This is a genomic window from Flavobacterium sp. Leaf359 (assembly GCF_001423985.1).
Lineage (GTDB): Bacteria > Bacteroidota > Bacteroidia > Flavobacteriales > Flavobacteriaceae > Flavobacterium > Flavobacterium lindanitolerans.
This window is the reverse complement of sequence record NZ_LMPW01000012.1, coordinates 65,907-88,972: the sequence shown is the minus strand read 5'-3', so window position 1 is coordinate 88,972 and position 23,066 is coordinate 65,907. Positions and strand designations below refer to the sequence as shown.

Here is a 23,066-nt window from a genome sequence, read left to right as displayed (position 1 = left end):
GTAATCAATACATCTTGAAAAATAAAACAGGATAATCCGGTTTGATTTTTTGTCTTCGTATTGATCAAAAACTTTTTCGTATTTTAAACTATTATTATAATAAAACTTGATATAATTTTATTATACGAAAAATGGTTTAGGCCATTGGACGTCTCTGTCCAAGGCCTAAACCTAGTTATTGTAACTTAGTAAGCTTATTTAAGCTCAACTACAGCTCCAGCTTCTTCTAAAGATTTTTTAAGACCTTCAGCCTCGTCTTTAGAAACACCTTCTTTAACGTTTGCAGGAGCAGCGTCAACTAAGTCTTTAGCTTCTTTAAGACCTAAACCTGTAAGTTCTTTTACAGCTTTAACAACAGCTAATTTAGAAGCACCAGCATCTTTCAATACTACAGTGAATTCTGTTTGCTCTTCAGCAGCTGCACCAGCATCACCACCACCAGAAACTACAACAGCAGCTGCAGCTGGTTCGATACCGTACTCTTCTTTTAATATTGTTGCTAAATCGTTAACTTCTTTTACAGTCAAGTTAACTAATTGTTCTGCGAATTGTTTCAAATCTGCCATTTTTTCTATCGTTTAAATGATTTTTTAAATATAATTTATTTGTGCGTACTGATTAAGACTCAGCTCCTTCTTCGCTAGCGAATTGGTTCTTAAGAGCAGAAATAACTCTTTGAGCCGGAGACTGAAGTAATCCGATGATTTCTCCGATAACTTCTTCCTTAGATTTAAGTGAAGCAAGAGAATCTAAAAGGTTATCTCCAATGTAAATTTCATTGTTGATGAATGCCCCTTTAAAAACTGGCTTATCAGATTTTTTACGGAATTCTTTAATGATTTTTGCAGGAGCGTTAGCTACGTCTGCAATGAATATAGAAGTGTTTCCTTTCAAAACTCCTGGTAGTTCACCGTAGTTGTTTTCAGAAGCTTCCATAGCTTTTTCAAGCAATGTGTTCTTAACAACTTCCAGTTTGATACCCGCTTTGAAACAAGCTCTTCTTAAACTTGAAGTAGTTTCTGCATTTAGTCCAGAAATATCTGCTACATAAACAATATTTGTACCAGCTAACTGTGCAGTTAAATCTCCAATCGCGATTGATTTTTCTTCTCTAGTCATACTAAAAATTTTTAACTACCAATTATACCGCTTTAGGATCTAAAGCAATAGCAGGACTCATTGTTGCTGAGATGTGGATACTCTTAATGTAAGTACCTTTCGCTGCAGTTGGTTTCATTTTGATTAATGTTTGAATAATTTCATGCGCGTTTTCTGAGATTTGCTCAGCACCGAAAGAAACTCTTCCGATTCCTGCATGAACGATACCAGTCTTGTCAACTTTAAAGTCGATTTTACCTGATTTTACTTCCTGAACTGCTTTTGCAACATCCATAGTAACTGTTCCTGTCTTAGGGTTTGGCATAAGACCTCTTGGTCCTAAGATTCTTCCTAATGGTCCTAGTTTACCCATTACAGCCGGCATAGTGATGATTACATCAACATCTGTCCAACCATCTTTGATTTTTTGCAAATAGTCGTCTAAACCTACGTGGTCTGCACCAGCAGCTTTAGCTTCAGCTTCTTTATCTGGAGTAACCAATGCCAAAACTCTAACATCTTTTCCAGTTCCGTGAGGCAATGTTACTACACCTCTAACCATTTGATTTGCTTTTCTTGGATCTACACCCAATTTAACAGCGATATCAACAGACTCATCAAATTTTGCAGAAGCAACTGTCTTGATTAATGCAGAAGCATCTTTCAAAGAATACAGCTTGTTTTTCTCAATTTTTGATGCAGCTTCTTTTTGTTTTTTTGTCAATTTTGCCATGTCTTTTCTTAATTAGAAGGAGCGTCTCCCGTTACAGTTATACCCATAGATCTAGCTGTTCCAGCAATCATGCTCATAGCAGACTCAATTGTGAACGCGTTCAAATCAGCCATCTTGTCCTCAGCGATAGCTCTAATCTGATCCATAGTAACTTTCGCTACTTTTTTACGATTAGGCTCTCCAGAACCAGACTTCAATTTTGCAGCCTCTAATAGTTGAATAGCAGCAGGTGGTGTTTTTACAACGAAGTCGAAAGACTTATCTTTGTAAACAGTAATTTGTACTGGTAACACTTTGCCAGGCTTATCTTGTGTTCTAGCATTAAATTGCTTACAGAACTCCATGATGTTAACCCCAGCAGCACCCAGAGCAGGTCCAACCGGTGGCGATGGATTCGCGGCACCTCCCTTAACTTGTAGTTTAACTACTTTACTAATCTCTTTAGCCATTGTTTAAAAAATTTAACGCATCATCTTGGAAGCGATAGATGCGGTTTTTACTATATGTGTAACAAAAATTATACTTTTTCAACTTGCATAAAACTCAATTCTAATGGCGTCTTTCTACCGAAAATTTTCACCATTACCTCAAGCTTACGCTTTTCTTCATTGATTTTCTCAACAGTCCCGTTGAAACCATTGAAAGGACCATCAACAACCTTAATTGTTTCTCCAACAGTAAAAGGAATAGCATGATTGTCTGTCTTAACAGCCAACTCATCTACTTTTCCTAACATCCTGTTTACCTCAGATTGTCTTAAAGGCACAGGGTCACCCCCTTTAACTTCCCCTAAGAAACCAATAACACTAGTAATAGACTTGATAATATGAGGTATTTCGCCAACAAGATTAGCCTCAATCATTACATAACCAGGAAAATAGACTTTGTCTTTGCTGATTTTTTTCCCATCTCTTACCTGCACTACTTTTTCAGTAGGTACAAGCACCTGAGAAATATAATCAGCCATTCCCAATCTGTTGATTTCAGTTTCGATATAAGCTTTGACTTTGTTTTCCTGTCCGCTTACCGCTCTGACCACATACCATTTTTTCACATTATTATCCGCCATCTCAAAAAATTAACCTTTTATCAAATTAAAGAAACCAGCTAATGCTTTTGCGAAAACAACGTCTACTCCCCATGTTGCCAAGGCGAATATTACAGAGAAAACAGCAACTACAATTGTCAAGCGCTGTACTTCTGCCCATTCCGGCCAAGTAACATTATTTTTTAATTCACCGAAAGCTTCGGTTATGTAATTAACAACTTTTGTCATTGTAATTTATTTTTGCACGGGCGGAGGGATTCGAACCCCCATCAACGGTTTTGGAGACCGCTATTCTACCCTTGAACTACGCCCGTTTATTAAAAACCAGCAGAGCAACCCAGAGGCTCTCTGCTGGCTATTTATTTAATAGATAATTAGTCTAAAATTTCAGTTACCTGACCAGCACCAACTGTTCTACCACCCTCACGGATAGCGAAACGCAAACCTACGTTCATTGCAATTGGGCTCAACAAGCTAACTTCGATAGTCAAGTTATCACCTGGCATTACCATCTCTACACCTGCTGGTAAAGCAATAACACCTGTTACGTCAGTTGTACGTACGTAGAACTGTGGACGGTAGTTATTGTGGAATGGCGTGTGACGACCACCTTCTTCTTTTTTCAAGATATAAACCTCAGCTTTGAATTTAGCGTGTGGCTTAACTGATCCTGGCTTAATAATAACCATACCTCTTTTGATATCAGCTTTATCAATACCTCTCAACAACAAACCTACGTTATCTCCAGCTTCACCTCTGTCAAGGATTTTACGGAACATCTCAACTCCAGTAATTGTAGAAGTCAATTTGTCAGCTCCCATACCGATGATTTCAACAGCATCTCCTGTGTTTGCAACTCCAGTTTCGATACGACCTGTAGCAACAGTTCCACGACCTGTAATTGTAAATACGTCTTCAACTGGCATCAAGAATGGCTTAGCAACGTCACGAACCGGCTCTTCAATCCAGTTGTCAACAGCTTCCATCAATTCCATAATTTTAGGAACCCATGTAGCATCTCCGTTCAATCCACCCAAAGCAGAACCTTGGATAACTGGACCATTATCTCCATCATATTCGTAGAAAGACAACAAGTCTCTGATTTCCATTTCAACTAGCTCTAACAACTCAGCATCATCAACCATATCCACTTTGTTCATGAATACAACGATTCTAGGAATACCTACCTGGCGACCTAAAAGGATGTGCTCACGAGTTTGCGGCATTGGTCCGTCAGTAGCAGCTACAACCAAGATAGCACCGTCCATCTGAGCAGCACCAGTAACCATGTTCTTTACGTAATCCGCGTGACCTGGACAGTCAACGTGTGCGTAGTGACGGTTAGCAGTTTCGTACTCAACGTGTGATGTATTGATCGTAATACCTCTTTCTTTTTCTTCAGGAGCATTATCAATCTGATCGAAAGATTTTGCAGCTGTTTTAGAAAAACCAGCTTCTGCCATTACTTTAGTAATCGCAGCAGTCAATGTAGTTTTTCCGTGATCTACGTGTCCAATTGTACCTATATTTAAGTGCGGTTTGGAACGGTTAAAATTCTCCTTTGCCATTTTACTTAATTTTAATCTTAGTTATATATTAGTGTTCAAATTCTTACTTACTTGAGCCAATGACGGGATTTGAACCCGTGACCTCTTCCTTACCAAGGAAGCACTCTACCCCTGAGCTACACCGGCAGGGAATCCCGATTAGGATTTTCTGATTTAAGATTTTTGATTTAAGACACAAATCTTAAATCCTAACCCACAAATCATTTTTTTGTGGGGAGAGCAGGATTCGAACCTGCGAAGGTTTCCCAACGGATTTACAGTCCGTCCTCGTTGGCCGCTTGAGTATCTCCCCTAACCATTTTGTTTTCAATCTAATAAAAGAACTGAGCCGATAGAGGGACTCGAACCCACGACCTGCTGATTACAAATCAGCTGCTCTAGCCAGCTGAGCTACACCGGCAAACTCAATAAAAAAAGTCCGCTATTTCTAACGGACTGCAAATGTATATCATTTTGTTTCTTAATCAAAATATTTTTGAAAAAAAATTATATTATATATGTGTTCTTATCTTTTCTTTTCGTTTCACCAACAACCTCTCTAAAGCTTCAGACGAAAGTTCTACTCCTTCCTCAAATGTTTTACATTGTTTTTTGACAATAAACTCATCTCCGGGAACATGGATTTTTATCTCCACTATCTTATTTTCCTTATCACTCGTTTTTTCCACCTTCAAAAAAACATCTGACGAAACCACTCTGTCATAGTACTTTTCTAACTTATCCAATCTGGCCTGAATGAATGCTACAAGCTTTCCGTCAACATTAAAGTTAACTGCATGAACGTTTACCTTCATAATAATAAAATTTTACATGGTTGAACATTTTTGAATTATTTCTGATTCCGGGGATGTGCATCTCCGTAAACCTTTTTCAGCTCAGCCAAGCTGCTGTGGGTATATATTTGAGTGGATGCCAAACTGGAATGTCCTAATAATTCTTTTACTGAGTTTAAATCTGCCCCGTTATTCAGCATATGAGTCGCAAAGGTATGTCGCAAGACATGAGGACTCTTTTTTACTTTCTCCGAGACATTACTAAAGTACATATTTATTAGTCGATAAACAAGCGAATCGTTTAATTTAACTCCTTTTAACGTAAGAAAGAAAAACTCTCCATCTTTAATCTCTTCCAGACCAGCCCTTTCAGACAAATACAAGCGTATTTGCTCCTGTATCACGGGTAGCATCGGAAGAATCCTCTCTTTATTTCTTTTCCCCAAAACCTTCAGAACACCTTTCGACAAATCTACGTTGGCTACCTTAAGCCCAATCAGTTCCGCCCGACGTATTCCTGTCGTATAAAACAAATCTATAACAAGCTTGTCACGCATTCCTTCAAAACCTTCCGGATAGACAATATAATTTAACACATTATCTAATTCTTTTTCAGAGAAAGGGATTTGTAGTTTTTTTGGCGTTTTTAACGCCTTGTGTTTCAGCAACGGACTTACCTGAATCCGCTTTATTTTCAAAAGGAATTTATAAAATGATTTCAGGGAAGAAATTTTCCTGTTAACCGACGTATTTGAGATACCGGCATCGACCAGGGAAACAATCCAGCTTCGGATCTGACTGTAATTCACATCCTCCAGACTGTCCTGATCAAAATCCTGCTTTAAAAAAGCCTCAAAATCAGACAAATCATTACTGTAGGCCGTAACCGTATGAAGGGAATATTTTTTCTCTTTTTGAAGATAATCCTTAAATGATTCTTTATTATCAAGCATAAAAAAACCGTTAGCATCAAAGGTATTAAACTTTCATGACTAACGGTTTTATCTTAAAGAAAATTAATATTAATTTTCTAATTGATCTCTAAGGCTTTGGATGTAACCAGCTTTTTGGATTTGAGCTCTTCTGACAACAGACGGCTTTATGAAAGCCTGACGTGCTCTTAATTGACGAACTGTTCCAGTTTTATCAAATTTTCTCTTATAGCGCTTTAATGCTCTATCGATATTTTCTCCGTCTTTAATTGGTATAATTAACATAAGTATGACACCTCCTCTCATTAAGGCTGCAAACTTATAAAATAATTATGAATTAAGAATTATAAATTGGAAATTTATTTTACCGCCGGTTTATAATTCTGCTTGTCGATTATTATTTTCGATAAAATTTCTTTTAAAATTTCTGAGGTTCCACCACCAATCGGACCTAAACGACTATCTCTTAACAAACGCGCCAGAGGATATTCTTCCATATATCCATAACCTCCTAACATTTGCAAACAGCTATAGATTGTTTCATCAGCCACCTTCGTAGATTTCAATTTGGCCATCGAGGCCTCTTTCACCACATATTCTTTTTGGTTTAGCCTGGCAACTGTGGCATAGTTAAATATTTTGCAGTGTTCCACATCTGTCGCATGTTCAACAATAGTGTGTCTTAACGCCTGAAATTTGTCTATCGTTTTTCCAAACGCCTCACGTTCCGACATATATCCTATAGTATATTCAATGGCATACTCAGCTCTCGCATGCGCATTAATTGCCATAATCAATCGTTCGAGTGCAAAATGCTGCATAATGTAAGGAAAACCTTTTCCTTCTTCTCCCATAAGATTCTCTTCGGGAATTTCAACATTATCAAATGCAATTTCGGCAGTATCTGAAGCTCTCCATCCTAATTTATCCAGTTTTGTAGTGGCTATTCCTTTTAGATTAGAATCCACCAAAAACATACTTATACCCTTATTGCCCAATTCCGGACTTGTTTTGGCTGCTACTACATAATAATCTGCATAGACACCGTTTGTGATAAAAGTTTTTGAGCCATTAATAACATATTTATTACCCTGCTTAACTGCTGTTGTGCGCATTCCGGCAACATCACTTCCTCCAAAAGGCTCTGTAATACACAATGCCCCTATTTTATCTCCTGAAATACTCGTAGCTAAATAATCCTGTTTGATTCTCTCGTCGCCTTCTGCATTTAAGTGTGTCATTGCCAAATAAGCATGAGCCCACATTGCTGCTGCAAAGCCCGAAGATTTAATTTTTTGAAGTTCCTCTAAAAAGACCACAGTATAAAATAAATCCAAATTCATCCCTCCGTAAGCTTCAGGATAATTGATTCCGAAGAAACCCATTTCGCCAAATTTTTTCCAAATAAAACGCTCTATTGTTCCTGTTTTTTCCCATTTTTCAATATGCGGGACCACTTCTTTTTGTAAAAAATCTTGTAGGCTCTTTCTAAATAATTCGTGTTCTTCGGTAAAGTATGTTGAATTCATATATATAATTAAGGGTATTTTATGTCATTTTTTTAGAATTCCAAATATAAAGCAATTATTTTTATTTTTTCAACAGGAAAACCTTTAACTTTTGTTAAATCCTCAATAGTTAAAACCCCATTATTCATGCTTCTGTAAGTGACTATTTCCTTACTAACCGGATATCTAAAATACGGGAATTGAGACAGTTCTTTTACAGATGCATCATTTATTTTTATTTTCTTAATTTCCGGCAGTGATCCAACATAAAATTGCACATTTAGCTTTTCGATAACTTCCGGCGATAATCCCCATATGTCACTCATCTGCTCCATGCTGACAAAACCTCCCAGCAAATCTTTTTGCTTCAAAATCCGTTCCGACAAACCCGGTCCGATTCCATATATTTTCATCAGGTCTTCCTGGGTCGCTTTATTGATATCGATAAGTGCTATTTTCTCTTTCTTAAACGCAGGCTGTTTTTCTTGTGAAAAATCATTCTTCTTATTTTTAACCCAATCCGGAAATTTGAAATACGGAGAAATGACATTTAACAATGAATCGGAAATTTTTGTGACTGTCTGAAATTCTTGTGCAGAATTTACATATTTATTTGCCTTTCTGAATTCCAGAAGCCTGTCTATTTCAATGGTAGACATCCCTAATTTATAGCCTTTATAATCTGTAATGAAATTAGGGTTAAAAGGATACATTTCCGGTTTACGGCTTGTCTTTGCAATTTTCAGGGAATCAATTTCTGTTTGAAGAGAAAGCCACTCTTGTTTTTCAACAGAGACGTCTTCCTTAATTGTCACATCAATAAAATAAGCCGTTAACTGTATTATCAGTATAATCATGAGTAGTACAAAAATACCCATGCGTTGTTTGGAATCAAACCTGAAGAAAGATTTGTTTATTGGCATATATAAGAAATTGGTTGGCGTAGAAAAAAGAAATGGTGTAAATAAAGAATTTACAAATCAAAAACGGAACTCCGTTTTGTATAGACAAGGTCTTTTAACCTGACCAGAAAGGCAAGTGTGAGATAAACCCCAAACCAGAGACCTACAGTAAAAAAGGAAATATAGATAAAAAACAATCGGACACTGGAAGCCCTCATCCCGAGCCTGTCTGCCAAACGGGACGATACTTCAAAGCCGTGCTTTTCAAAAAAGTGCCTGATGTTTGTTATAAACGACATATCATTGGAAAGTTCAAAAGTAAGCATTTTCCATTTTTTTAATACTACTATTTTCAGTTTTTCATCAGTTCGAGCCCGATTCCACATTCCAGGCAGCGTTTCTTGTTACAATATTCATTTTTGAGCTGTAATAAGGCCTGCGTTTCATAGGCATTGTTCGCAACAATCCCAAAATCGCGGAACTTATCGATAATTATGTTTTTCTCTGCCGGAATTTCAGAAAGCAATTGTACAATCTCCTCAGAAATATCATTACCTACATAAGCAGCGTAAGCAAATTTTAGCGGAACGACGGTATTAATCAGTAATAAATCAATAAAAGTATTCGTAAGCTTTTTCTCTTTTCTGTGGCTTTGCCTGTCAAACTGGTAATGTTCGCTCCAATAGTCAGAAGCAGACACATTAAAGATTTTATAAAACTCTGCAAGCGATTTGCTTTCTATGACTTCCGAAAATAAATTTGGCTTTGAATGATACAGATTGGCCAATTGTGAAAGTCTGATCGTCGGAAAATTACTTGGGCGGAGTCTAAAAAACTGTACCGGTTCAACATATATTCTCTTCAAAAGATGCTTATTTCTTAAATAATCCCATCGTCCTTTCAAATCCTGAAAATAAACATCTTCATTTTCATTATTAAGCAATCCAGACCGACCATAAAATAAGGCTTCCAAATTTTTAACCTCAAAGCTTTCCTTTCTGATTTTCTGAAAAGGAATGGAAAGTGCCATCTTTAAAAAGGTTTCTCCATTATTGTTTAATCCGAAGTTTTTCGCCAAAAGGCAAAACAACAAAGCTTCCCAATCATTTAAGGTCTCTGAAAATGTATTCCATATCAATCGTGATTTTTTTTCAAGCCTTTCAAAAAACAGCCGTTCTTTCCAATTATCCAGCACAAAACTATCTACCGAGGCAATCTGTTTTTCACAAAAAAGCCAGGTTTTATCCAGCATTAGCAATTCGTAATTCTCCAACATTTTTCCAGAAACAAATTTACTCAGTTCCAAAACGGCAAGTTCCGTGTTGTCTTTTCTGAAAACTTCTGTATCATGTTCCCATACAACATGAAGAATCACATTGTCATAATTAGGATCAGTTTCATGGTTATGCAAATACCAGTCTGATGACTTACGATGTATTTCAACATTTCCGGCCCATTTTTGGGCACCTATAACAATCTGGGCATTAAAAAAATCTGGCCCGGCTTTCTGAAGATAGAGCCCTGAACTGATAATAGTGAGTTTTTCTCCCTGAGTAGTGTATAATCGGGCAAGATCAAACTTTTTGAACTGCCAGAGAAAATGCAGAAAATCTTCTTTCATCTGTATGGATCTTAAAATTATTATTAGGCGTGTATTACTCAAAAGATTAACTAATGTAGCAAATATTATTTAACAAACAAATCTATCTTTGCGATACTAACTATTATATGAACCATGAAACACTACTTCTTAATCATTTTTGCTTTTTTTACGATTGCTTCTACGGCTCAAAAAAACAACAAGGCCTATAAAATAACCTATTCCAGAACTTCAAACGGAAAAACAATCGAAGGCCAGGATCCTGTTTTGGTATTTTCGGATGCCAATGAATCTATCATTACTTCTGAAAACAATATTACCGGCAAAGCCGAATATCCTTTTGAAGAGACTTTTATTACCCAAAATTCTAATGTCATTCAACTTGCACGTCTTTCTGCCTCAAGAAAAATTTTTACTGTTGACAGCTTGTCTCTGGCAAAACAAACCTTTGAAATTGGAAATGAAACCCGCACTATTTTAGGATACAAGTGTAAAAAGGCAAAGACGATTATCAACTCAAATACTATTGAGCTTTGGTTTACGAATGATCTTAATATTAAAGGTGCACCAAGCATTTTAGGACAGAAATTAGGTTTGGTACTCGAAATGAACCGTAACAACAATTACATTATTACTGCAACAAAAATTGAAAAAATCAAATCGATACCAACCAGCTTACTTACATTCAAAAGTAACTTTTCAGCTATTGACGCTTTAACCTATCGCGACCTGCTGTGGAAAAGCCGATTTATTACCATTCCGGTTTTTGAAAACGAAGTCATTAATTTTTCCGATGCCTCAAAATCAAACGACAGCATTCTCAGATTTGCCAACGGGACGATTATCCTGAAAAAAATAAAGTTTCCTGAAATCAAATCGGGCAGCCAGGTATTTGTTGACTTGAAAGAACAATCCAACGGAGATGCGTATGACAGGACCGGAACCGTTTTTGCCATTCCTGCCAAAGAAAAATTTTCTTTTATGGAAGGACTTAAAAATGGAGCCAAGACACTTCCTGTCTATGAGAATGGAAATGGAAAACAATATCAGGGCGTAATAAAAACAGGCGAGTTTTCGCCACTATTAGAATTAATGCGATTCTTTACTCCTTTTGGCATCAAACAGTATGGACACATACAGCTAAAAGACAAGACCTGGCACGAAAGTGTACCTTATCGTCAGGATATTTCAGAACTGTATTCTGCCTTGAGCAATCAGGAAGTTTATATAGGAACTTTTATTGGGAATTATGATAAAGGCGGGCATAAGATAAGCCTTAACATTACAATTCATGGAGAAGAGAAACAATCTCCTAAAGACAGCTTTGTATTGCCGCTTTTCAACACGACCAACATTATGGAGATGGCCGGCCAGGAATATGCAACAATGTTCAATAATGAAAAAGGACTGGTTGTAGATTTCGTTTTGGAAAAAGATGTAAAAAATGCCAAACTCCGTTATATTACAACCGGACATGGAGGATGGGAAAATGGAGATGAGTTTGTTCCAAAGAAAAACACGATTCTATTGGATGGAAAAGAAGCATTTGGGTTTATTCCCTGGCGAATGGATTGCGGTTCTTATCGTCTTTTTAATCCGGCATCAGGCAACTTCAACAACGGATTATCTTCGTCCGACTATAGCCGTTCCAACTGGTGCCCTGGAACAGTAACCAACCCTATGTTAATCGAATTAGGCGACCTTAAAGCAGGCAGGCATTCTATTCAGGTAAAAATTCCTCAAGGTCCTAATGAAGGAGGCGGTTTTAGTTCCTGGAATGTTTCCGGAATCTTAATTGGTGATTAATCACTATTTTCAATAAAAAAAGCCTAACATTTGTTAGGCTTTTTATTTGTCTGAACTATTATTTTATAGAACCAATAATATCGTATTTGGTAATAATATGGTGTTTGCCGTTACCCAAATCAACCAGTACTGCCTGATTGTCTTTGCTGAACAATTTAGAAACTTCTTCTATTGAAGTTCCCGATTTCACAATCGGATAAGGCTTGCCCATAACTTCCTTAATTGGTTTATCGGCTACATTTTTATCTGAAACATAGCTTTGGAATAAATCCGTTTCATCAACCGATCCTACAAAACCATTGATATCGATTACAGGAATTTGTGAAATTTTATATTTACGCATTCTTTCAATGGCATGAGAAACCAATTCTTCTGTACGGACTACCACCAACGGTTTATCTATATGATCTTTGATTACGTCTTCCGCTTTTGTAATTTCTTCATCAAGGAATCCTCTTTCGCGCATCCAGTCGTCATTGAACATTTTACCCACATAACGGCTTCCTGAATCATGGAAAAGAACCACAACGACATCTTCCGGCTTGAAATGTTCTTTTAACTGCAACACACCTTTTATAGCTGAACCGGCAGAATTACCAACAAAAATCCCTTCTTCCAAGGCAATTTTTCTTGTATAAACTGCTGCATCTTTATCGGTTACTTTTGTAAAACCATCTATTAGTGAGAAATCAACATTCTTTGGAAGGATGTCCTCACCTATACCCTCAGTTATATAAGAGTAAATTTCATTTTCATCAAAAATTCCGGTTTCATGGTATTTTTTAAATACAGAACCGTAGGTATCAACACCCCAAATTTTAATATTAGGATTTTTTTCTTTCAGGAATTTTGCGACTCCGGAAATAGTTCCACCTGTCCCTACACCCACAACAAAATGCGTGATTTTTCCATCCGTCTGTTCCCAGATTTCCGGACCGGTTTGCTCATAGTGAGCTAAAGAGTTAGACGGATTGTCATATTGGTTGACATACCATGAGTTTGGCGTTTCTTCCGCCAGTCTCTTGGAAACTGAATAATAAGAACGTGGGTCGGTTGGTTCAACATCTGTCGGACAAACCACAACCCGTGCCCCAACCGCACGAAGAATATCCATTTTTTCTTTGGATTGCTTATCAGAAATTACGCAAATCAGCTTATATCCTTTTACAATAGCGCCTAAAGCCAAACCCATTCCCGTATTACCGGAGGTACCTTCAATAATAGTCCCACCTGGTTTTAGTCGTCCGTCAGCTTCGGCGTCTTCAATCATCTTTACCGCCATTCTATCCTTAACCGAATTGCCGGGATTGAAGGTTTCTACTTTTGCCAAAACCAAAGCATCTACCTCTTTAGTGACTTTATTTAGTTTTACTAAGGGCGTATTCCCTATAGTTTCTAATATATTATTTGCGTATTTCATGTATAATTCGTGATTTTTTTAAGCTACAAAGATAGGAACTACAAAATTAATTACGAATTAAGAAGTATAAATTATACGCCTTCTGAGTTGCGATATAAAATCTTAAGAGAAGAAATTCCAAACCAATCCGAAACGCACGATAAAATCACGGTATGGATAATTAGGCGCCGAATAATAATTTTTATCCATAAAACCCGAATTGAAATGCTCTGCTTTCAGATAGACTCTTGTATTACGAATCTTAGCATTTACAAAAAAGTCAAATGTTGGGAAGCCACCTATTTCTCTTTTGGTTTGGATATAGAAGTCACCTATAACCGGATTGTAATCATTTGCATAATATTTCGAGAAATAACTGAATGTTACACCTGTCTGTAAAAACATTGCTTTCTTGAAAACATGGGTAGAATAATAAAGCGTATTTCTTGTAACCAATTGCGGAACATTTATAATGTCATCGTCCTGGGCTACTTTTTGGTAAAGGACAGTATTGTCAAGTGCCCATTTTCTGAACTTAAATTCTTTAGACACTTTTAGCGACAAATAATTAATTGCTTTTGAGTATTGTGCCGGTTTGATTGTTAATGTGTCCTGGGAGGTGCTTTCATTAAAAAAGTACAAATGATTTTTCAAGTTTGACACCTGTAATGATGCATTTGCCCATTGCGTATTTGCATTTACGTTCAGGCTATTTATCTTTTCATTTTCAAAATTATTAGCCCAATTATAATCTATATAGCTACTTTGAAAAAGATTATATATATGATCCGGAACCTTACTCAGATTCTGGTATTGGAAATGTATATTGTTTTTTTCATCAAATTTGTAAGACAGGTTCGCATCTAGCGTAGACATTTTCTGTTCGGAAATTGAGCTTGAAAATAAAAACCTTCCATTCCAATTGTTTTTTTGATAAGTGTATTGCCCACCAACTACATTAAATTTATCGGATAACAGATTCCCAATGGTATATGTTGGGCTTTCTATAATTATACGGTTATAGAAATAATTGTATCTGAAATCTTCAATAAAAAACTGGAACTGCCCTAATGTACTGTTTTCATAAGTCGCCCCAACTTTATTATACATCCTGTTATAACGGGTTTTGTCATTTATGTTACTTGATCTGTAGGAACTTCCAAATCTGGACATTCTGATTGTTCCTTGTGCCGGTGTAGTGATTGATGTAACGATTGTTGGCTGCGTGTATTCAAAAAACTTATTTTCGTAATTGAACTGGTGGTCTACATAAAGGTTGTTGGTACTCTTATTGGCGTTGATTCTAAAATGATGGTCTACAAAATAACGATTCCCTTTAAGGATTGAAGTAGCATCTAAAAAATACACATCCAGCCTTGCCCTGTTGTCAAATTCACTATCGCCACCTTCAAAGTCTTCCAGATTTACAATACCTCCATTTTCTCCATTGGTGAGATCCTGGCCTGTAAAATGTGCTTTTAAGAAATATCTTTCATTTAAGGTATTATAACTGGTCATAAACTTGAAATTCCCGTTACTTGAAAGCTGATTTACATATTTTCCAAGCGAACGCAAACCTCTGTATCCAATTGAAAAGTTTAACCTTTCAGACGTATTCAGGGTAATAAAAGCATCTATCATCTGGCCTTGCTCCATAACAGTTTTAAAATAAAGGTCTGTCATTGGCGTAGCAACATTATAGTATTTTATATCGTCTACTTCTAGATAATTAAAATGTTTTCCTGCGAATCCAAATCCCGGATAGGCTGTCGTTTTGTTATAGCTATAATCAAGCGTATTAAAAGTCTGTCCTTCGTTGGCAAAAGGGAGTAGCCCAAAATTATCCTTCCGTAGATAATTGAATTTATACTCTTTCTGTATGGTTAAGGAAGTATCAACATAGGTAGTATCATGCTGCAGAGTGATAATCTTGTACATATCAATTGTAGCAATAGTGTCATTTTTGGCAGGTTCTGTTAATTGAACCTTTTTTTCTTTGCCCGCAGCAATATTCCCTTTTGTTTGAGGGTCTTTTGTTTGCGCAAAGACAAAAAGTGGTAATAAAAATAGCGCTACATAAAAAAACTTTGCCATTCAGATACAATTTGAGCAAAGATACTTTTTTTAAGCAAAATAAAAACATAAAAAAACCCGCTTTAAAAGCGGGTTTTGTATATACTTCAAGGATTTATTGCTTGATGAATTTTTTGGTAACTGTTTTATCTTCACTTGCAAATTTTGCAAAGTAAACTCCTGATTGAAGTCTTGAAACATCAATAGAGTTTGATGACAAATCTTTACTTGAAATAACCTGTTTTCCTGTCACATCATAAATTGAAACATCAGACAAAACAATTGAATTTGTAACAGCAAAATTCAAACTGTTAGCTACAGGGTTTGGATAAATTGATATTGCATCATCAATCTTAGCCGTTTCTTTTGTGCTCAACACCTGAGAACCTGAAACAATCAATGAAAAATTTTGTGAACCTCCGGTTAATGAACCTTTATGAGTCACCACTATATTATATGTTCCACCAGGATTATCAACCTGTACTTTTTCAAAGTTGTCTCTAAAGTTATCCTGAGTTCTTGATGGTTCACCGCCAAGATTCCCAGGGTTTAATGTCCATGGAAAATAAGTAGTATTATCCGTTTTTACCACTCTTACATCTAAATCATTAACAAGATACGATCCGCTTGGATCATTTACTCCAGAATTCGCAGTTCCTGGCCTATCTGTCCAGGAAATAGAAACAAATAATGGATCGGTACCATTTGCAGTAATAGTTTTTGTATATGATTGACCATTATTTAAAGTCAACTCCTCCATAATTGCCGCACCAGTATTTTTATTTGTAATTAATGTTGCAGCTTTTTCAGCATTTAATAATCCCCAACCATATTCATAGTCCGGACCAACATAGTAGCCTGCTTCATCAGCTGTATGCAATAGCAAACCTTTTAGAGTTGCCGCTAGCATATAGTTATTATAAATATTATGATAATGCTGCTGCATTAATAATGCTGCTCCTGCAACTGCAGGTGAAGCCATAGAAGTTCCACTCAAAAGACCAAAATCTGTATCAGAAGTAGCAAGGGTAGATCTTACGTTTACTCCTTTAGCAACAATTTCTGGTTTAATCCTTCCGTCGTCTGTAGGCCCCCAACTACTAAATTGAGACATTACAACACTTTCCGGACTTGTATAATTACTCACCTGATTTACTGCTCCCACTGTCAAAAAGTTTTTCCCATTTTGCATTCCTCTTACCAAATTATAACCACCTTTTTCTTGTAAATAGGGCCCAATTAACGCATCGTTAAAATCGTTTCTATCATTCCCAGCTGCAGTAACCCCAAGATAGTAAGGAGCATTAAAAGCAATTTGATCGAATGATCTGGCTCTAGAATCATATGCACCAAATACCCAACGGGCATTTTGCCCAATCCAATAAGAGTGATTAGAAACAAGCATTCCCTCTGCGGCCTCATTAGCCATTTCTGAATAATCATTATTCCAATCATAACTATCAGCTGATGCATCAAAAGCAATACCTCTTAAAGTTGCTGTAAGTCCTTGAGCAACAATGGTACCAGTAACGTGTGTAGCATGATTATCAAATTCAGCTCCATCTATCACATTCACTTTGTTGTTTGGAAATTCCACATGGGTATATCTGGCACCACCACCATCCCAAACAAATCCTTTCATTCCTTGTCCTTGCACATTCAATCCTAAAGAACCTCCTGAATACAATCTATTAGTACGAATAGTTGATGACGAACCTGCGTTAGATGTCTCATAATAAAGCACTTCTTTCCCATCCAAGACATCGTATATTTCTTTTTTGGTAAATTCATCCTTTACAATTCTGGATGCCTTTGGGTTTTTTGACAAATAATCATTTATTCTTTCCTGACGTTCAAGATATTCGGCTTGAAACTGTTCTTTCAACAGCATCAATTCAGAGACATTAGTATTTTCTATTACGCTCTTCAGCTTTTCTTTCGATTGAGAAAAAAGCATTCCGGAACAAAAAACACTAACTAAAACATAAAAATATTTCATAGTAAGTAATTTAAAGAAAGTCAAAAATAAATAAAAAAGCCGATATACTAGTTTTAATATAAAATTTAACATTCATGATAAAAAAAGCCGTTATAAGAAAAACTTATAACGGCTTTTGTTTTAGATAAATAAAATTATTGCTTTATAAATACCTCTTGCTGCGCTCCCCAGCCACCAACACCAGGAACATAATAATCGATCCACAGCGTTATTCTACCAGTACAAGCGTCAATTTCTGAAACTTGAGTTGGAGAAGAGGACATTCTTGCCTTGATATCAGGACCTCCTTGATAAAGAACACCTGTTCTACGATCAGGGAAAGTAACTTTATTGTTCTCATCAAAAGTTATAACAAAATCACCATCAGGACCTTCAAAGAAGTCAAGAATCGTTAAGGTATTAGGGGTAGGACCAGCTACTATCTCATTAGTTGCAGGACCATCTAACCACCATGTTTGGCTATCATAAAGACCAACTATGTCATCTACAACTATAGGACAAAATTCGTACACAAAGATAGTTAATATTTCGCTATCAGAACTTTCATTTGCTCCTAAGCCAGATAGCTTAAGAACAACCTTTTTAACTGTAGCATCTACCAAACCATTGTCAGTTCCTGTCACTCTAAGAGTCCCAAAACGCTGATTTGCAGGAATAGTAAAGGTTGAAGGAATGCTATAGGTACGTGTATCAGCATCTGAAATATCTTCCAAAACTGTAACAGTATAAGTTCTGTCAACATTTGACACATTACTAGATGCAAATTTAACATCCAACTCAGTACTTGCATCTCTTGGTACACGTAAGTTGTAAACATCATTTTCAAAACCTACAAAGGCCTGCTTGTCACTATACGTAACCGCATCTGGATCTGAACAACTAATAAAAGATGCTACAGAAATTAATAGGATAAAAAGTTTTTTCATAACAATAAATTAATAATTAGGGTTTTGCACAATTGTTGGATTTGCAGAAATTTCCGATCTTGGAATTGGCAGAGTAAATCTGTAATCACTAGCTGGCAAAGAAGTAGGAGCACTAAAAGTAAAAGCATCATCAGCTAATCTATTAATACCAACATTAATTTCATTACCTATTCGTTTAATATCTAAATATCTATGCCCTTCAAAAGCTAATTCTTTTCTTCTTTCCAATAAAATATCGGTTAAAGCTTCATTCAGGTTAGTATACGTAGGCAACGGATTAGAACCAGAGATTCTTGCCGCTCTCAATTGCTGAATATCAGTAGCTGCACCTAGATAATCCGAATTTCTAGCTTTACATTCAGCAAGAATTAATTTCACTTCAGAAGCTCTGAATAATTTAACATCATTGATCCCGTCTCCATCATTACTACCCATATATTTAGTAATTGGAATTTCACCTCTACCTACATCATTAGAACCTCCAAAATTAACAGTTTTTCTAATATCAGCATTCGAATATAAGTTATACAATTGAAGTGAACCATAAAACAAAGGATCAATTGGAGTACCGCTATCATTATAGTTAAAATAATACAACGATGCTAGTTGATTATTACGCAAAACTCTTGACAACTTAAAAATAGATTCTCCATTCGCATCAGTAACACCATACATTTGAGGGTAAATAGTTCTATTGGAAAGTGGAGTTGATGCCATCAATGTAGTTGCCAAAGTTTGAGCTGTAGGATAATCACCTTCAAGCAATGCAAGTTTACATCTGATGAAATCAATGGCAATAGGTCTCAAATACATTACTGTATTATATGCAGCAATATCAGCAGGAGGAGCAGTTTCACCTGGAAGAGTAAGATTAGCTACCAACAAAGCTCTTGCATCTGTTAAATCTTGCTTAATAAAATCACGGATTTCTCCAACAGTGTTTCTTGGAAACACATCAAAAGTATTTGCAGGAACAAAATCCATTTTAATAACAGATGGACTAGCTGCATTTTTATAGTCAACAGTAAAATACTGGAACAAATCAAAATGACATAAAGCTCTTAATGCCAATAAGTTACCCTTAGCATGATCTGCTCTTCTTTTTTCAGCAGTAGTAAAATTAGGATACAATCTATCATAAGCTCTTAATACTCTGTTGATTCTGTTTATAGTAGCATATCTGTTCCCCCATACTGACTCAGGCATATCTGAGTTTGGCTGCATAAGAAAATTATACTCCTCAGAACCTTGTCCGTTATTGCTCTTCCCTTTTCTTATGTTATCAGTAAACAAATCATTGAAGATAATAGCGTCTCCTCCAAAATCAGGCCCATAAGCAGCATAAGCTCCATTCAAACCCGATATCAAATGCTGAAGGGTAGTAAAAGCCTCCGGATCTTCCAGTTCATTATCTTGTCTAATATCATATGCATCAGAGCATGAGAATAGCATCAAGAAAAAAATTGGTAATAATAATATCGATTTTTTCATATTCTTTTTTTTTTAAAAATTAATTGATGTTCCAAAAGTAAAGATTTTTGGAGTTGGATACTGACCTCTATCAGTAGATCTAAAGTTAGATTCAGGATCCCAACCTCTCCATGAAGAGAAAGTAACGATATTTTCAGCCTGAATAAAGAAACCAAGACCTTTCAAGAAGGTTCTGCTCAATTGATCAGAAGTAAAGTTGTAGCTTAACTTGATGTTTCTCAATCTTAGATAAGAAGCATCTTCCAGATATCTGTCAGTACTGTTAATGTAATCAATTTCATTATATCCATGACCAACTCTTGGAATTGAAGTAATATCTCCAGGAGACTGCCATGCATTAAGCATTGTTACAGATCTGTTACCACTATCCAATGAACCTGGTGTTCCATCTTCTAATGTTCCTAAATCTAGGTTGTTTCTGTAGATATCAGCAACAAAACTCCATTGAGTATATAATGTAAACCCTTTGTAGCTAACATTTGTATTGAAACCTCCTTGCCAAACAGGATATTGAGATTTTCCTGTAAATACTCTGTTAGCATCAGTTATCGTTTCAGTCAGACCACCATCAACAGTATGAAATAATGGGTTACCATTTGCAGGGTTAACACCTGCATATTTTACAACATAGAAAGAACCGATAGACTCACCTACTCCAAGAGCAGTAGAACCTCCTCCATATACCAAACCATTAGTAGATGGTGGCAATTCAGTAATTTTATTTTTGTTATAAGACGCATTACCTCCTACAGAGATATCCCAATCTTGGCTTTTGAAGATATTATAGTTCAAAGTTAATTCAACCCCTTTATTTTCCATTCCTCCAATGTTTGTACTGATACCAGTAGCACCTTGTACTGCAGATATTGGAGAGCTTTGATAAAGTTTAGTAGTCTCTTTCTTGTAAACATCTAAGCTACCGTTTAATTTATTCTGCCATAGTCCGAAATCCAAACCAATGTTAGTTTGCTTAATTTCTTCCCATTGAACTGTTGGGTTTTCCAATTGTGACAAAACAGTAGATGGCGTACCATTATAACCTGTTCCTACAGCATACAATGTACGTGGCAAACTCAAAGCATCATATTGAGTATTACTTACTCTTTGGTTACCTGAAGTTCCATATGAACCTCTTAACTTCAACATATTAAAAGCAGATCCATCCATAAAGCTTTCCTGATCGATATTCCATCTTCCTGCAACAGACCAGAAAGTTCCCCATCTGTTATCATCAACAAATCTAAAAGTGGCATCCCTTCTTACGTTAGCACTAATTCCGTACTTTTCAGAATAGTCATAATCAACTTGTCCAAAATAAGAGAACAAACCTTCTTCTGACTTAAATGACCCAAGAGCAGTTGGAATATACGGAGGCAATGTCTGATATGACTCAATAGTAGTTGACGGAATAAAAGCCGCTGAAGTACCAGTTAACCTTGGATCCAATCCTCTCTTTTGGAAATTAAATCCATTATAATGAGCTTTGTAATATTCAGTATACAAACCAACGTTTAATGAATGTTTGTCATTAAATACTTTATTATACTTTAAATAAGTAGTATTATTAAATCTAAAGTCTCTTGTAGATGATTCTTCATGTATACCACCATACTGAGCACGAGCACTTACCTGGAAAGGCCCTAATAAACTCAAAGGATCAAGAATTTCTTTAGTATTGAATGCCGAATAATCAACACCCATGTTAATTCCCGCTGAGAAATTATCGTTGAATTTATAATCAGCATTGAAGTTAGCCAAAATCTTAAGTTCGTCTTCAATATCAGAATTCATTCTAGAAGAATTCAACAACACCAAAGGAGCATTTTGCACTGAAAGAGCAGCAACATCACGATAAGGCAATACTTCATTAGGATTAATATAAGGTAAACCTCTGATAGCAGCCGTAAAAGGCGCAAAGAAAATAGCGTTAGAACCAGCTCCATCTATACCTGAACTTCTGGAGAAGTTAACATTAATATTTGATGTATAAGTAAACTTCTCGTTATCAGATTTTCCGTTGAAATTATTTCTAAAGTTAAATCTTTTAAAGTTCGTATTGATAAAAATACCATCCTGATCCATAAATCCAAGAGATGTAAAACTTCTTGTATTTTTAGAACCAGTTGAGAACGAAATATCATGTTGTTGAGTAACACCGGTTCTAAAGAATACATCTCTCCAGTCAGTATCAGCATAAGCTACAGCTGCAGCGATCTCAGCATCAGTCATACCTGCACCATAACCATCATTGTATTTTCTCTGAAATTCCAATAATTGTCTGGTATTCATCACATCAATATTAAATTTCTGAAGCTCTGTTATACCATATTGTCCACGATATTTAACCTCAAGACTTTGTCCGAATTTAGCATTTTTAGTATTGATAACAATAACACCATTAGCACCTCTGTTACCATAAATAGATGTAGCAGCAGCATCTTTCAAAACCGCAATAGATGTAATATCATTTTGGTTAATTGATCTGAATCCATCCTCATCAACAGGCATACCGTCAACAATAAATAAAGGCTCAATGTTTCCATTGATAGAACCAATACCCCTTAGGATAATTGTACTATCAGCTCCAGGCTGACCACTACCAGTACCAATATTCAAACCAGCAACCATACCTTGTAAGTTTTGAATCACAGAAGCATTCGATCTCTCTTCAACTTCATCCATACTTACAAAATTTACTGCCGCCAAACTCTTAGGTCTCTTGGTATTTGTATACCCAGTAACAATTACCTCATTAAGCATCTCGTCACCTTCTTGCATAGCCATATTTACTACGCTTGAAGCTCCAATAGTTGCCGTTGAAGTTTTATAACCTACAAAACTAAACTGCAAAACCTCACCCTGACTTGCCGAGATGGAATATTTACCATCAAAATCAGTCTGTGTTCCACGAGCTGTTCCTTTAACTACAACATTAACACCTGGCAATGGCAAGCCCTGACCATCGGTAATTGTACCAGAAATAGTTTTCTCCTGTGCGAAGGAAAACTGCATTGAAAACGCTAGTAAAAGCGCAAAAATCCATTTGAACTTAGATCTCATATTTAAATTTATTTGAGTTAGTTATCTTGCAAACTTCTTAATAATTTCTTAAATAAACAAATATTACTTCGGAATAATATTTTTATTAACGCTAAAGAAGCCCAATATTTCTGATTTATGCAGATATCCTTCATATTAGATACACAAAAT

21 protein-coding genes and 4 tRNA genes are annotated in these 23,066 nt (G+C 36.1%); 1 reads left to right on the top strand and 24 read right to left on the bottom strand.

Annotated features, from left to right (window positions below):
- Positions 1–194: 194 nt before the first annotated feature.
- The 18 genes from rplL to ASG38_RS08680 all read right to left on the bottom strand — a co-directional run bounded on the left by rplL (position 195) and on the right by ASG38_RS08680 (position 10,183).
- On the bottom strand, positions 195–566 hold the full coding sequence (gene rplL / locus ASG38_RS08765; RefSeq protein ID WP_056069312.1) for a 50S ribosomal protein L7/L12: 372 nt from the start codon (positions 564–566) through the stop codon (positions 195–197).
- Positions 567–618: 52 nt separating this feature from the next.
- Entirely contained in the window at positions 619–1,119 is a 501-nt protein-coding gene (gene rplJ, locus ASG38_RS08760; RefSeq protein WP_056069310.1) for a 50S ribosomal protein L10, read from the bottom strand.
- Positions 1,120–1,141: 22 nt separating this feature from the next.
- Entirely contained in the window at positions 1,142–1,831 is a 690-nt protein-coding gene (gene rplA / locus ASG38_RS08755) for a 50S ribosomal protein L1 (protein ID WP_056069306.1), read from the bottom strand.
- A gap of 8 nt (positions 1,832–1,839) precedes the next feature.
- Entirely contained in the window at positions 1,840–2,280 is a 441-nt protein-coding gene (rplK, locus tag ASG38_RS08750; protein WP_056069304.1) for a 50S ribosomal protein L11, read from the bottom strand.
- A gap of 68 nt (positions 2,281–2,348) precedes the next feature.
- On the bottom strand, positions 2,349–2,900 hold the full coding sequence (gene nusG, locus ASG38_RS08745; RefSeq protein WP_056069301.1) for a transcription termination/antitermination protein NusG: 552 nt from the start codon (positions 2,898–2,900) through the stop codon (positions 2,349–2,351).
- Positions 2,901–2,909: 9 nt separating this feature from the next.
- On the bottom strand, positions 2,910–3,107 hold the full coding sequence (gene secE / locus ASG38_RS08740; protein ID WP_056069298.1) for a preprotein translocase subunit SecE: 198 nt from the start codon (positions 3,105–3,107) through the stop codon (positions 2,910–2,912).
- A gap of 15 nt (positions 3,108–3,122) precedes the next feature.
- Positions 3,123–3,193, bottom strand: a tRNA-Trp gene (locus tag ASG38_RS08735).
- Positions 3,194–3,253: 60 nt separating this feature from the next.
- A complete protein-coding gene (tuf, locus tag ASG38_RS08730) occupies positions 3,254–4,447 on the bottom strand; it encodes an elongation factor Tu (RefSeq protein ID WP_056069295.1) in 1,194 nt (397 codons plus the stop codon).
- Positions 4,448–4,501: 54 nt separating this feature from the next.
- Positions 4,502–4,573: transfer RNA gene (locus ASG38_RS08725), tRNA-Thr, on the bottom strand.
- A gap of 85 nt (positions 4,574–4,658) precedes the next feature.
- Positions 4,659–4,739 (bottom strand) — tRNA-Tyr (locus ASG38_RS08720).
- A gap of 34 nt (positions 4,740–4,773) precedes the next feature.
- Positions 4,774–4,847 (bottom strand) — tRNA-Thr (locus ASG38_RS08715).
- Positions 4,848–4,938: 91 nt separating this feature from the next.
- Entirely contained in the window at positions 4,939–5,241 is a 303-nt protein-coding gene (gene hpf / locus ASG38_RS08710; protein ID WP_056069292.1) for a ribosome hibernation-promoting factor, HPF/YfiA family, read from the bottom strand.
- A gap of 35 nt (positions 5,242–5,276) precedes the next feature.
- The gene (locus ASG38_RS08705; protein WP_056069289.1) at positions 5,277–6,173 is read right to left on the bottom strand and encodes a tyrosine-type recombinase/integrase; all 897 of its coding nucleotides are present in this window, start codon (positions 6,171–6,173) and stop codon (positions 5,277–5,279) included.
- A 69-nt stretch (positions 6,174–6,242) separates the two neighbouring features.
- Positions 6,243–6,437 (bottom strand): 30S ribosomal protein S21, encoded by a 195-nt coding sequence (gene rpsU, locus ASG38_RS08700; protein WP_056071364.1) that lies wholly within the window; start codon positions 6,435–6,437, stop codon positions 6,243–6,245.
- Positions 6,438–6,511: 74 nt separating this feature from the next.
- Positions 6,512–7,681 (bottom strand): acyl-CoA dehydrogenase family protein, encoded by a 1,170-nt coding sequence (locus ASG38_RS08695; protein ID WP_056069287.1) that lies wholly within the window; start codon positions 7,679–7,681, stop codon positions 6,512–6,514.
- Between the two features lie 32 nt (positions 7,682–7,713).
- A complete protein-coding gene (locus ASG38_RS08690) occupies positions 7,714–8,583 on the bottom strand; it encodes a helix-hairpin-helix domain-containing protein (protein ID WP_056069283.1) in 870 nt (289 codons plus the stop codon).
- A gap of 50 nt (positions 8,584–8,633) precedes the next feature.
- Complete coding sequence (locus ASG38_RS08685) at positions 8,634–8,861, bottom strand: hypothetical protein (RefSeq protein ID WP_056071361.1); 228 nt, start codon at positions 8,859–8,861, stop codon at positions 8,634–8,636.
- A gap of 53 nt (positions 8,862–8,914) precedes the next feature.
- The gene (locus ASG38_RS08680; protein ID WP_056069280.1) at positions 8,915–10,183 is read right to left on the bottom strand and encodes a DUF2851 family protein; all 1,269 of its coding nucleotides are present in this window, start codon (positions 10,181–10,183) and stop codon (positions 8,915–8,917) included.
- Between the two features lie 114 nt (positions 10,184–10,297).
- On the opposite strand from ASG38_RS08680, the gene ASG38_RS08675 reads away from it, so the two are divergent.
- Positions 10,298–11,968 carry a GLPGLI family protein gene (locus tag ASG38_RS08675; protein WP_056069276.1) on the top strand — a complete coding sequence of 557 codons (1,671 nt, stop codon included), beginning with the start codon at positions 10,298–10,300 and terminating at the stop codon, positions 11,966–11,968.
- 58 nt (positions 11,969–12,026) lie between these two features.
- Here the strand turns inward: ASG38_RS08675 and ASG38_RS08670 are convergent, their stop codons facing one another.
- The 6 genes from ASG38_RS08670 to ASG38_RS08645 form a co-directional block, all read right to left on the bottom strand.
- Positions 12,027–13,388, bottom strand: a complete 1,362-nt coding sequence (locus ASG38_RS08670; RefSeq protein ID WP_056069274.1) for a pyridoxal-phosphate dependent enzyme — start codon at positions 13,386–13,388, stop codon at positions 12,027–12,029.
- Between the two features lie 102 nt (positions 13,389–13,490).
- Positions 13,491–15,461: a putative porin gene (locus ASG38_RS08665; RefSeq protein ID WP_056069271.1), complete on the bottom strand. Its 1,971-nt coding sequence runs from the start codon at positions 15,459–15,461 to the stop codon at positions 13,491–13,493.
- A 94-nt stretch (positions 15,462–15,555) separates the two neighbouring features.
- Positions 15,556–17,439, bottom strand: coding sequence for a S8 family serine peptidase (locus ASG38_RS08660; protein ID WP_056069268.1), 1,884 nt, complete (start codon positions 17,437–17,439; stop codon positions 15,556–15,558).
- Between the two features lie 134 nt (positions 17,440–17,573).
- Positions 17,574–18,365: a hypothetical protein gene (locus ASG38_RS08655; RefSeq protein ID WP_056069265.1), complete on the bottom strand. Its 792-nt coding sequence runs from the start codon at positions 18,363–18,365 to the stop codon at positions 17,574–17,576.
- A 9-nt stretch (positions 18,366–18,374) separates the two neighbouring features.
- Positions 18,375–19,856, bottom strand: coding sequence for a RagB/SusD family nutrient uptake outer membrane protein (locus ASG38_RS08650; protein ID WP_056069262.1), 1,482 nt, complete (start codon positions 19,854–19,856; stop codon positions 18,375–18,377).
- A 12-nt stretch (positions 19,857–19,868) separates the two neighbouring features.
- Complete coding sequence (locus ASG38_RS08645) at positions 19,869–22,916, bottom strand: TonB-dependent receptor (protein WP_056069259.1); 3,048 nt, start codon at positions 22,914–22,916, stop codon at positions 19,869–19,871.
- Between the last annotated feature and the right edge of the window lie 150 nt (positions 22,917–23,066).